Origin of the sequence: Desulfosarcina ovata subsp. ovata, assembly GCF_009689005.1 — a bacterium.
GTDB lineage: Bacteria > Desulfobacterota > Desulfobacteria > Desulfobacterales > Desulfosarcinaceae > Desulfosarcina > Desulfosarcina ovata.
Window position 1 is genome coordinate 5,092,737 of record NZ_AP021879.1, and the last position, 13,001, is coordinate 5,105,737.

The window sequence follows — 13,001 nt, forward strand, 5'->3', positions numbered from 1 at the left end:
GGTTTTTTGAATCAGATAGCGACGCCTATTCAATCAGACAGACCAGGTGGTCGTGCTGCCCCCGTTCGATCTGAAATTGATCGTTGTGTTTTTTCAGCAGATCGGCAAAGCTGCGGCAGCCGTAGTTGGCTTCGTCGAAGGTCGGATCGAGGCGCTTGACCACCGGCCGGATCGCCGCCTTGAGCACCCATTTGTCGCCATTTCTCAGGGCGATCTGCTTGATGGCCTTGGTGATCAACTCGGCGGCGTCCTTGATGGTGGCGGTTTCGGTCTCGTCTTCTTCGCAATTGTCGCACTGGGGTTCTAAGGCGAACGTCTCGTAGTATTTGAAATCCGAACAGCTGTTGGCCCAGTGGCGGTTGGTGGCGTTTCGGCACCCCACACCGATCAGATCCTTGCCGGCGGCCTTGAGCTTCTGGGCCAGGGGAATGAAATCGCTGTCACCACCGACCACGACGATGGAAGAGATGTGCGGAAAGCGCAGGATATCCTCCACCGCATCCAGCGAGAGTTTGATGTCGGCCCCGTTTTTGGCCAGTGGCCCCGGGGGGAACAGCTGGATCAGTTCGACGGCGCATTTGAGCAGGCTCTGGCGGTAGTTGCTGAACCAGTGCCAGTTGCAGTAGGCCTTGTTGATGGCCACATTGCCATAGGTGGTGGCAAAGTCGTAAAGGCCCTGAACGTCAACCAGTACCTCCTGCTGCCGGTTGCGGTTGGCCGGTTTCGGATAGGTGCCGCTGCCGTTGATGGTGTCGAAGATGCTGGCGTGCAGATTCTCGAAATCCCAATAGATGGCGACTGCTTCCTTGGTCATGGGGGCCTCATTTCACGGGGCTTGCCCGCCTTGATCGTAAATGCCGGACAAACCCGTTGGAAACATAAATTTTTCTACCGATGCAGAATCATTGCGACTCGGGCAAACATTAAAGGGGTTCGTTGAATTTGTCAATTTTGTGATGACCGGGGCAAAATAATCGGCTTCTGCCTTTTACCGGAGCGATTCCGTGTTATAGTGTTGCCCATGTTGAAGCCCGGCTCAGCCGTGTCCATCGCCGTTTGTCCGGTAACCATGACCGCCATAAAAGGGAACTCCCACTGAAATCTGCCCCCCCCGCCCATGTCGCACCGCCGTTATCGCCCTTTGCGGTGAACAATGTCCGCCGATTTATCGCTTTCCGGGTTTTTTTCAACTGTCGGTTCTACTATCCGGTATTCACGGTTCTGTTCATCGATTTCGGGCTCAGTGTGGCCCAGTTTTCGATCCTCAATGCGGTCTGGGCCGCCACCATCGTCCTGGCCGAGGTGCCGTCGGGCGCCCTGGCCGATATCGTCGGCCGTCGCCGGTTACTGGTGTTCGCCGCCTTTTCCATGCTGCTGGAGATGGCCATCCTGTGCCTGGCCCCCCGGGGGAACCCCTCCCTGCTGTTCGTTTTTTTTCTGGTCAACCGGGTCCTCAGCGGGCTGGCCGAAGCAGCGGCCAGTGGCGCCGATGAGGCCATCGCCTACGACGCCCTGCAGGCCCGGGGCCTGGCCGACCAGTGGGGGCGGGTGCTGGATCGCCAGATGCGCTGGCGATCGGTCACATTCATCCTCACCATGACCGTGGGTGCCGCCGTCTACGATCCGGACCTGATGTCGCGGCTGTTTGCCGCCATCGGATGGCCGCATGCGTTTACCCAGTCCGAGACCCTGCGGCTGCCCCTCTACTTGACCTTGGGCCTGGCCCTTTTCACCCTGGCCGCGGTCCTGGGCCTGGACGAAATGTCGGGCGCTGCCGGTGGTGAGGGCACCCACCGGAACGATACCGGCGGATCGGCATTTGCCGCCTTCCGGCTGACCCTCGACTCCGGTCGCTGGATTCTCAAGACGCCTTTTGTTTTGGGGGTGATCCTTTTCGGTCTGCTTTTCGACGGCATCCTGCGCATGGTCATCACCCTGGCCAGCCAATACTACCGCATGGTTCAACTGCCCGAGTCCAGTTTCGGACTGCTGGGATCAATTATGTCCGTCACCGGCATATTCATCCCCCGCCTCTCCCTGTGGATCGCCGAGAACCGTTCCCCCGTCTTCTGCCTGTGGTCCACCGCAGCCACCGCCCTGGCGGGCCTTGGCGGCATGGCTTTTTTCTGGCCTTACGTGGGCCTGCTGCCGGCGCTGGTAGCCTTTTCGGCCCTCTACATGGTCGGCTTTTATGTGAGCTATTTTGTCAATCAACAGGCATCTTCGTCCCGTCGGGCCACGGTGCTCAGCTTCAAAGGGCTGGCCTACAACATCTCATACGGCCTGATCGGGGTATTTTACGCCGGGTTGCTGGAATTCAAGAAAAATGCCGCCGCCGGTGATATGGGCGGACAACTATTGGAGAATGCGGTGTTCAAGGAGACTTTTTTCTGGTTTCCGGCCGGACTGACCCTGGGGCTGATCATGCTGGTTTCGGCTACGGCGGTTTACCGGGGGAAACGTCACTAAGAGCCTGTTTGATAAATCCGTCTAAGGCCCGCTAACGGCGTTGGAAAGTGTCTCAAAATGCTCACATATTACCTATATGCTCCGCTTTCGAGCCACTTTTCGCCTTGTTATCGGGCCTGATCCAGACTTCTCAAACAGGCTCTAAAAGGATCGACTGTGGACCGTGCAACGGCAAAAGGCGTTTTTCTCATTCTGCTGGCAACGCTGTGTATCGTTCTGATGAACACCTGCGCCCGGGTGAGCAGTATCCACCACGGACCGGTGGAAATGGTGTTCTACCGCGGCGTGGTCGCGCTGTCGCTGCTGGTGCCTTACATGCTCGCCACTCACCCGGTGTCGGTGTTTAAAACCCGCCGGGTGGGGGCCCACCTGTACCGCTCCATTATCGGTAATATCGGGGTCGGCCTGGTGTTCTGGGCCTATACCCTCCTGCCCATGGCCAATGCCACGGCCCTGCTTTTCTCCGCCCCCCTGTTCGTCACTGCCCTGTCGCCGCTGCTGCTTCGTGAACACGTCGATGGGCAACGCTGGATGGCGGTGGCCCTGGGCTTCGGCGGGATTCTTTTGATTGCCAGGCCTTCCATGGGCCTTGTCACCGATCCGGCATCCATGGTGGGGCTGGGCGCCGCACTGTGTATCGCCCTGGTGGACATGGCCCTGCGCAACCTTGGCCGAACCGAACATCCCCTGACCACCGTGTTCTATTTTATTCTGGGCGGGGTGATTTTCTCGGCGCCCTACACCTTTACCGTTGGCAGCCTGCCCCAAGGGCACCTGATCCTGTGGCTCGCCGGTATCGGCCTTTTTACCGTTGTTCAGCAACTGGGCAAAACCGCTGCCTATCGTTTTGCCGAGGCCTCTTTTCTGGCACCATACAGCTATACGGCGATCCTTTGGGCTACCCTGATCGGCTGGCTGCTCTGGCGTGAGTGGGTTTCTGTACGCGTCGTTGCCGGCAGCGCGGTGGTCATCGCCAGCAACCTGTTCATCCTGAAACGGGCCCGCTGAACGCTGGCCCATCGGAAAGGGCAATTGCATGTATATTTCCGGGTTGCTTTTCTTTCCAAAATTAGAGCGTCCATGAATGTCAAAGACCAAATGAAAAATGCCAAATGGTGGTATTCTATCTATTTCAAAATCGATTTCATCCTTCATTTGACATTTGGGCTTTGGCATTTGGCATTTTCCCACTTTCGGAAATGGTGCGTGTTCAGGAACGGCCGGTTTTTAATTTTACTTGCGATTGCCCTGGCCCATCGCAAAGTCCATATTGACAAGGAAAAAGCATTTGCCTTATTGTGCTAACCGTTGCTGCCGGTTTTTCCAAGTGAACCACAACGATTTCGGGCCTGATGCGCCGAAGGCCACCCCTTTCCGACTGAATTCACCATTGATCCCGTTGGCGGCTGAACCGTGACCATCCGGATTGCCGCTGCCGACCTGTTTCCGGGTCGCCAATCAGCCGGTCGCAACCCATCCGGTATGGGGGCCTCCCTCACGGGTCGACGACAACGCTTGAAAACAACAAGAGCCAATCAAGAGTTATCAATTATGGTCCAATCCGATGCGATCCAACAGCAGCCCGCCCCGGGCAGTCGTCAGCTACATTTTGCCGGTGACACCCTCACGTTTCATCTGAGGGTGCCCGAATCATGGCAGGGCCAGGCCTGGCTGCGGACCAGCCTGGGCCATGCCCGCTCCGTCCGCCGCGAGATCGTTCGCCAGGTGGACCGCCGGGAAAATCCACTGGGCCGCAGCTGGTACGACCTCCCCATGACACCGCTGGGCGGGGGGCAGTATACGATTACCGTGGTTCTCACCGAAGTGGGCCATTTCGAGGCCAAGGGCTATTTCCTGAGCGACGACCGCGTCGATCCCCTGTGGCCGCCGGGAACCAATACCGCCATCAACGTGGCCCCGGCGGATACCTGCTGCGCCAACATTATCTATAACGCCTTTGTCCGCCAGTTCGGACCCAACAAGAACGGCGGCATGGCCGACATGGACACGCTTGCCCGGCCGCTGGACAAGGCCGGTTACACAGTTATCCCGCCATCCGGGACCTTCCGGGACCTGATCCGGGAGCTGGATTTCATCGTCGGCCAACTGGGCTGCCGCATCATCCAGCTGTTGCCCATTCACCCCACGCCCACCACCTATGCCCGCATGGGGCGTTTTGGCAGCCCTTACGCGGCCCTGAGCTTTACCGCGGTCGACCCGGCCCTGGCCGAGTTCGACCCCAAGGCCACCCCGCTGGAGCAGTTCATCGAACTGGTGGATGCCGTTCACGCCCGCGGGGCACGGATCTTTATCGATATCGCCATCAATCACACCGGCTGGGCCGCCAGCCTTCACGAGAGCCACCCCGAGTGGCTTTCGCGCGAGCCCGACGGCCAGATCGAAACCCCCGGCGCCTGGGGGGTGGTCTGGGCCGACCTCACCCGGCTGGATTACACCCACGAGGACCTGTGGCAGCACATGGCCGATGTTTTTCTCACCTGGTGCCGCCGGGGCGTGGACGGTTTCCGCTGCGATGCCGGTTACATGATCCCCACGCCGGCCTGGCGTTACATCATCGGCAAGGTCCGCGACCAGTTTCCCGGAGTGATTTTTTTGCTGGAGGGGCTGGGCGGCAAGGTCTCGGTGACTCGCGACCTGCTCAACTGGGCCGATTTCAACTGGGCCTACAGCGAACTGTTTCAGAACTACGACCGGGGCCAGATTGAGCACTACCTGCCCGACGCCCTGGAGATCGCCCGGGCCGACGGGGCCACGATCCATTTTGCCGAGACGCACGACAACCTGCGCCTGGCCGCCACCTCGGCGGAATATGCGCGCATGCGCACTGCCTTGTGTGCGCTGCTCTCCAGCCAGGGCGGCTTCGGGTTCGCCAACGGGGTGGAGTGGCTGGCCACCGAAAAAATCGATGTGCACGGATCGCCGTCCCTGAATTGGGGGGCGCCGAAGAATCTGGTGGGGCCCATCCGCCGGCTCAACGCCATCCTGGGCACCCATCCGGCTTTTGCCCATCCGGTGCAGGTGGAGATGATTCAAACCGGTGAGGGCAATTGTATCGTTGCCAGCCGCCGTCATGGGCCATCGGGCCGGGGGCTGCTGATCTTGGTCAATCTGGACGCGGAGACGGGCACCATGGCCAGCTGGCCCCGTGACCGCACCCCGCTGAAGGCGGTTCAATGGATCGATCTGATCGATGGGGATCCGGTGACGGTTGATGCTGCCGGGGAAACCCTGGGCCTGTCCCTGGCACCGGGCCAGGTGCGCTGCCTGTCCGACGATCCCGGCGATCTGGCAGCCCTGATGGCCAGCGAAACCCGTTTTCCACGCACGCCGGCACATGTCCTGGAACAACGCCAGCGCGCCAAGGTGCTGCAGGTGTGGCGCTATTACCGGGGGGTGGGGGATCTGGCGGACTGGGATGTGGATGCGGCCGTGCGGGCGCTTGGCGCTGATCCGCTGGGTTTCTGTCGTTCCATGAATCCGGAGAGCAGGGCGCCGCGAACCGTGGTCTGGAACTATCCCGAAGATCTCAGGCGGGAGGTGATGGTCCCGCCGGGCCACTTCGTGCTGGTCCGGGCCGCCGACCCTTTTCGGGCGTCGATTTTCGAAAACCAGACCGCCATGGCGGTGGAAGAGAGTTTGGACGACGATACCGGCAATGCCTTTGCCCTTTTCATGCCCCTGCCGGTGGCCGGCCGGCACAGACCCCGCAGCCTTAAAGTTTCCTGCTACCATACGGAGGCGTGCAGCCACCATACCGCACCCCTGCTGTACCTGACGGACGCCGCTAATGTGCGTGTCCGGCAAATCTTTGCCCGGCCGCGCCGGCATCTGGCCACGATTCATATGCTCGGCACCAACGGCCGGGGGGGCATGGCCCGGGCCCATGCCCACTGGACCCGCTTGCCCAGCCGCTACGATGCCCTGCTGGCGGCCAACCTGAGCCCCGTTGTCCCCGAAGATCGCCGCATTCTGCTCACCCGCATGCGCGGGTGGGTGGTTTTTCAGGGGTTTTCCCAGGAGATCGGGCCGGATTGCCTGGACCGCTTCGGTGTCGATTTTGACGGCACGGGATGTTGGGAGTACCATATCCCCTCCGGCCAGGGGCAGCACGTGGTGCTACGGGTGGCCATGCGTATGCCGGCGGGGCAGAACGCCATCGAAATGGCTTTCCACCGGCTGCCCGCTGCCGGGATCAAGGACCGGCTGGCCGATGACCGGCCGGTGACCCTGATCCTCCGGCCGGACGTCGAAGACCGCGATTTCCATGAGGCCACCAAGGCCTATGCCGGTGCGGAGACGCTTTTCCCCGCGGCGGTGACCAGCCGGGAGAAGGGTTTTGTTTTCGCCCCCCATGACGGATATGCCCTCGAGGTGGCGGCCGGGCGGATCGATTTTTTCTACGAACCCGAATGGCAGTATATGGTGTACCGGCCCCAGGAGGCCCAGCGGGGCCAGGACCCGGATTCCGATCTGTTCAGTCCCGGCTATTTTTCCGGGCCCCTGGCCGGCGGTGCCTGCGAACGGCTCCGGGCCCGTGTTCCGGAAAACGTTTCCTCCCGGGAAGAGACGGGTGACCTTAGCGAGCGGACGACCCGCTTTTTCGAAACCACGCCCCCTTCGGCCACACCGGTAGAGGCCCTGAAAAATGCTTTGGACCTGTACATCGTCAAGCGTGACCAGTACGCCACGGTGGTCGCCGGTTATCCCTGGTTTCTCGACTGGGGCCGCGATACCCTGATCGTGGTGCGGGGGATCATCGCCGCCGGTCGGCATGCCGATGCCCTGGCCATCATTCAACAGTTCGCCGCCTTTGAGCGGGGGGGGACCATCCCCAACATGATCCGTGGCACGGATACGGGCAACCGGGATACCTCCGATGCCCCCTTGTGGCTTTTCCGGGTCTGCGATGAACTGGGGGCGGTGATGGGCCAGAAAACGGTGCTGGCCACCGACTGCGGGGGGCGGCCGTTGAAACAGGTGCTGCTGGCGATTGCCCGGGCGATCATGGCCGGTACCGCCAACGGGATCGTTATGGACGGCGACAGCGGGCTGATTTTCAGCCCGGCACATTTTACCTGGATGGACACCAACTACCCGGCCGGCACCCCACGCCAGGGATATCCCATCGAAATCCAGGCCTTGTGGCATGCCGCCCTGGACTATCTGGGTCGGGTGGATGCTACCAAGGACCGCCAGGGATGGCATCAGCTGGCCCGGCAGGTACGCCGGTCCATCCGACAGCTGTTCTTTCATGAAGACCTGGGCTACCTGGCCGACTGCCTGCACGCCAGCCCGGGTACCCCGGCCCGCTCAGCCACGGCTGACGACGCGCTGCGGCCCAACCAGCTGTTTGCCCTGACCCTGGGCGCGGTAACGGAGAAGCCGGTGGTCGAAGCGGTGCTCGCCGCCTGTCAGGCGCTGCTCGTTCCCGGTGCCATTCGCAGCCTGGCCGACCGTCCCGTCCATCCACCGCTGCCGATCTATCACAACGGCGAGCTGGTCAACGATCCCAAGGCCCCGTATGTGGGCATCTATGGCGGCGATGAGGATACCCTCCGCAAACCCGCCTACCACAACGGTACGGCCTGGACCTGGGTGTTTCCCAGTTTCTGCGAAGCCTGGGCCGACGGCTACGGCCTGGCCGAACGGCCGACCGCCATGGCCTGGCTGGCCAGCAGCAGCCGTCTGATCAATGACGGCTGCGTGGGCCATGTGCCCGAGATCGTGGACGGGGATGCCCCGCATTGTCAACGGGGGTGCGATGCCCAGGCGTGGGGCGTCAGCGAACTGTTGCGCGTGTGGATCAAAATCGGTGCAATGGAAAAAAGTGAACCAACGGGTTGAGGCCCCGTGCGTTTCCAAATGAAGCGCAAACATTGGCCCATTACCCTGATGATGACGGACCCCTTTTTCGGAATTTTACCAGGAGGCATGACGTGAGTTTGAAAAAACAATACCTAAAAAAGAGCGTACGGTGTAAAGTGACCTTCCGGCTTCCCAAGGCGGCGGCGGCAACGGCAAAAACGGTTCACATCGTCGGCGAATTCAATGATTGGAGCACGGTCAGAACCCCCATGAAACGGCTGAAAAACGGTGAATTCAAAGTCGTTGTGGATTTGGTGCCGGGGCGGGAATACCAGTTTCGCTATTTGATCGATCAGACGGTATGGGAAAACGACTGGGAGGCCGATCGTTATGTGAAAAGTGATTTCGGCGATTGTGAAAATTCCGTCGTGGCGGTGTAATTTCGCCCATTGGGTGCCGATGATCAGCTGAACCGATAACATTCCAGGCCGGTTCCCCCTGAAGCGCTTCTCGATCGGGTGGCCGGCGGCGGGCGAACGGCCATTTGTGCCAATTCGTCCGCAAGGAGTTCCCATGAAGTCAATTCAAACATTCCAGGTGTTTCCCGATATTCCCGAACCGTTGTCGTTCATAGAGACCTTGTCGCGCAATTTGTGGTGGAGCTGGAACCAGAATGCCATTGAGCTGTTCCGCCGCATCAATCCACGGGTATGGGAGATCTCGGGCAGGAACCCCATCGTTTTTGCCACCCTGATTCCCCAGGAACGGTTTGAGGAACTGGCCCACGATGACAGCTACCTGGCCCATCTCAACCATGTTCGTCGACGTTTTGAAAACCGGGTCCTCAACCAGGTCGACAGCGAAAGTCCGTGGGATCAGCAGGAACTGATCGCCTATTTCTCCATGGAATTCGGCATCCACGAAACCCTGCCGCTGTTTGCCGGTGGCCTGGGCATTCTGGCCGGTGACCATCTCAAAGCCGCTTCGGGGATGAAAATTCCCCTGGTGGGGGTCGGGCTGCTCTACCGCGAGGGGTACTTCCGCCAGTATCTGGACAAGGACGGCTGGCAGCAGGAGTCCTATCCGGAAACCGATCTGTTCCACCTGCCCCTGTCCAAGCAGAAGGACCGCAAGGGAAACGATCTGGTGATCCATCTGACCGGAATCGGCCGCGACATTCATGCCCAGGTATGGAAAATCCGTATCGGCCGGATTCCCCTGATTCTGCTGGATACCAACCTGCCCGACAATCCGCCGGAAATCCGGGATATCACCGCCCGGTTATATTCCGGCGAGCAGCATATCCGCCTGGCCCAGGAGGTACTGCTGGGCATCGGCGGCCTGCGTGCCCTGGAGGCGCTGGACATGCACCCCACGGTGTGCCATCTCAACGAGGGCCATTGCGCCTTTGTGGGCATCGAGCGGCTGCGTCAGGTCATGGAACAGCATCAGATCAGCCTGGACATGGCCCGCGAAGTGGTGCCGCGGACCACCGTTTTCACCACCCACACCCCGGTGGCCGCCGGTCACGACGAATTCCCGCCGTCCATGGTCAAACCTTACCTGGAACCATTTGTGGAACCCTTCAAGATGACCGCCGACCAGCTGGTGGCCATGGGCCAGGCGGACGGTGCCGCACCGGAGTCTCCCTTTTCCATGTTTATCCTCGGTCTGCGCACCGCCCAGTACATCAACGGCGTGAGCAAGCTCCACGGCCAGGTGGCCCGCCACATGTGGTCCCACATCTGGCCCACGCGATCTGATGACGAAACGCCCATCACCCACGTCACCAACGGTGTGCATATCCCCAGCGTGCTGGCGCCGGAAATCAAGCTGCTTTTTGAACGTCATCTGGGACCGCAGTGGAATATGGGCTCCACCATCCCGGAAAATGCCGATCGCATTGACGATGTTTTCGATGAGGAGTTGTGGCAGGCCCATGAAATGTGCCGCTCGCGTCTGATCCGGACCGTTCGCGAACTGATGTACCGCCAGTATTCGCGCCGCAACGCTCCGCTGAATATTATGAGGGCCGTTGAATCGGTAATGGATCAGGACACCCTGACCATCGCCTTTGCCCGGCGATTCGCCACTTACAAGCGCGCCCACCTGCTTTTCCAGGATCCCGATCGGCTGGAGGCGATCATCAACTCCAAGGATCGGCCGGTCCAATTCGTTTTTGCCGGCAAGGCCCACCCCAAGGACAACGAAGGCAAGGGGATTATCCGCAGCCTGGTGGATTTCGGCCGGCGAACCAACCTCCGTCACCGGTTCATCTTTCTGGAAGACTACGACATGCACATTGCCCGCTTTCTCGTCCAGGGGGCCGATGTGTGGCTCAATACCCCCCGGCGGCCCATGGAGGCGTGCGGCACTTCGGGCATGAAGGCGGCGCTCAACGGCGTGCTCAATATGAGTATCCTGGATGGCTGGTGGTGTGAGGGCTACAGCCCGGAGCGGGGCTGGCGGATCGGCAACGGAGAAGAGTACAACGATCACAACTACCAGGATACCGTCGAAAGCCAGGCTCTGTACAATATTATCGAAAATGAAGTCGCGCCGCTTTACTATGACCGGCCCCACGGTGGAACCCCCACCGAGTGGCTCAAGATGATGAAGGCGTCCATGAAGATGGCCATGGCCCATTTCTGCAGCCTGCGCATGATATCCGAATACGAAGAGCGGTTTTACCTGCCTGCCAGCCGCCGTTTCGAGGAACTGGTGGCCAAGGGCGGAGCGGAAGCCCAGGAACTCAGTGCACAGCACCACCGCTATCTGGAGAAGTGGCATAAAATACAGCTTTCGGCTCCCCAGCGCAGCCACAAGGGGCCCTTTCGGGTCAATCAGGCCTTCGAGGTTACCACGGTGGTTCAAACCGGTGACCTCAAGCCGGAAGAGTTGAACGTGGAGCTATACTATGGCAAAATGAGACATCTGGACCGAATCGACGATCCCCGCGTAAAAATGATGCATGTCAAGGAGATTCGTTCGCCCGGCGTTTATCTTTACGGGTGTGAGCTGCCCTGCAGCGATTCGGGACGTTACGGCTTTACCGTGCGGGTGACCCCCAATGCCGATGCCTGGATTCGGTTCCGGCCGGAGTTGCTGACCTGGGCCTGATGATTGGATTATCCTGAGCCCGCCACTTGTGAAAGGAGATGTCGATGCCCAAGGCCAAACGGAACCCACGGGTGCTCATCGTCACCCCCGAAGTGACCTACCTGCCCGACCGCATGGGAAATTTCTCCCGCTACCTGACCGCCAAGGCCGGTGGCTTGGCCGACGTATCGGCCGCCCTGGTCAGTGCCCTGTTCAACGAGGGTGCCGATGTCTACGTGGCGCTTCCGGATTACCGCTCGATCTTCCATGATCGCCTGGCACCCTTTCTCGAGCGCGAGCAGTGGGCCATTCGCAACGTCATGCCCGACGACCGGGTGCATCTGGCCGAGGACCGGGCCTTTTTCTACCTGAACCGGGTCTACTCGGCCTATGGCGGTGAGAACACCAAGCTGTCCCTGGCCTTCCAGCGCGAGGTCATCAACAACATCGTGCCCCGGGTGCGGCCGGACCTGATTCACTGCAACGACTGGATGACCGGCCTGATTCCGGCCATGTCCCGGCAGATGGGGGTTCCCTGTCTTTTCACGATTCACAACATCCATACGGTCAAGGCCACCCTGGCGCACATCGAGGATCGCGGGATCGACGCCGCCTATTTCTGGCAGCATCTTTTCTACGAGAAGTTTTCGGCCAGCTACGAGGAGGCCTGGGAATCCAACCCCGTCGACTTCCTGGCCAGCGGCGTGTTTGCCGCCCACTTCGTCAACACGGTCAGCCCCCGCTTTCTCGAAGAGATTGTCGAGGGCCGTCACGGTTTTGTGGAGGGGCCGATCCGCCAGGAGCTGACCAACAAGTTTTACGCCGGTTGCGGTACCGGCATCCTCAATGCGCCGGACCCCTCCTTCAATCCGGCCAAGGATCCGGAGATCCATCGCAATTACACGGCCCAGGACCATTCGGCCGGCAAACGGGAGAACAAGCGCCATCTGCAGGAGGTTCTCGGACTGATACCGGACGAGCAGGCGCCGCTTTTCTTCTGGCCGTCACGTCTGGATCCGATCCAGAAGGGCTGCCAGCTGCTGGCCGAGGCATTTTACGGCATTATTTCCGATCACTGGGACATGAATCTGCAGGTGGTCTTCGTGGCCAATGGTGATTATCAGCAGATCTTCCGGGATATCGTCAACCACCACGGATTTCAACAGCGCGTGGCCGTTTGCGATTTCAGCGAGAAAATGGAGCATCTGGCCTACGCGGCGGCGGATTTTATTCTCATGCCATCCCTGTTCGAACCCTGCGGCCTGCCCCAGATGATCGCGCCCATCTACGGGGCGCTACCGGTGGCCCACGATACCGGCGGGATTCACGACACCATCGTCCATCTGGATGCCGGCCGGGACACCGGAAACGGCTTTCTGTTCAACACTTACGATTCCGCCGGACTTTACTGGGCGATTACTCAGGCGGTAGCGTTTTTCAAGTTGCCCGAAGCGGAGAAGACGCGCCAGATCACGCGCATTATGCAGCAGAGCGCGGCCACCTTCAACCATGCCAACACCGCCCGCCGGTACATTGACCTGTATGAGAAGATGCTGGAACGGCCGTTGATCAATTAGGCCTTTCGGCTGAAGGGTGAAGGGGCGGGA

Annotated in this window: 7 protein-coding genes; 6 read left to right on the forward strand and 1 reads right to left on the reverse strand. The window is 60.3% G+C overall.

Annotated elements, in window-relative coordinates; translation table 11 throughout:
* Positions 1 to 25 precede the first annotated feature (25 nt).
* Entirely contained in the window at positions 26 to 814 is a 789-nt protein-coding gene (locus tag GN112_RS22415) for an NYN domain-containing protein (protein WP_155312250.1), read from the reverse strand.
* A gap of 332 nt (positions 815 to 1,146) precedes the next feature.
* Here GN112_RS22415 and GN112_RS22420 point away from each other — a divergent pair, with 332 nt between their 5' ends.
* The 6 genes from GN112_RS22420 (at position 1,147) to GN112_RS22445 (ending at position 12,971) form a co-directional block, all read left to right on the forward strand.
* The gene (locus tag GN112_RS22420; RefSeq protein WP_162459071.1) at positions 1,147 to 2,469 is read left to right on the forward strand and encodes an MFS transporter; all 1,323 of its coding nucleotides are present in this window, start codon (positions 1,147 to 1,149) and stop codon (positions 2,467 to 2,469) included.
* A 156-nt stretch (positions 2,470 to 2,625) separates the two neighbouring features.
* Positions 2,626 to 3,477, forward strand: coding sequence for a DMT family transporter (locus tag GN112_RS22425; protein WP_155312252.1), 852 nt, complete (start codon positions 2,626 to 2,628; stop codon positions 3,475 to 3,477).
* 405 nt (positions 3,478 to 3,882) lie between these two features.
* Positions 3,883 to 8,334, forward strand: a complete 4,452-nt coding sequence (locus GN112_RS22430; RefSeq protein ID WP_331457540.1) for an amylo-alpha-1,6-glucosidase — start codon at positions 3,883 to 3,885, stop codon at positions 8,332 to 8,334.
* A 92-nt stretch (positions 8,335 to 8,426) separates the two neighbouring features.
* Positions 8,427 to 8,735 (forward strand): isoamylase early set domain-containing protein, encoded by a 309-nt coding sequence (locus GN112_RS22435; protein WP_155312253.1) that lies wholly within the window; start codon positions 8,427 to 8,429, stop codon positions 8,733 to 8,735.
* Between the two features lie 133 nt (positions 8,736 to 8,868).
* Positions 8,869 to 11,415, forward strand: coding sequence for an alpha-glucan family phosphorylase (glgP, locus tag GN112_RS22440; protein ID WP_155312254.1), 2,547 nt, complete (start codon positions 8,869 to 8,871; stop codon positions 11,413 to 11,415).
* Between the two features lie 44 nt (positions 11,416 to 11,459).
* Positions 11,460 to 12,971 (forward strand): glycogen synthase, encoded by a 1,512-nt coding sequence (locus GN112_RS22445; protein WP_155312255.1) that lies wholly within the window; start codon positions 11,460 to 11,462, stop codon positions 12,969 to 12,971.
* Positions 12,972 to 13,001: the final 30 nt, after the last annotated feature.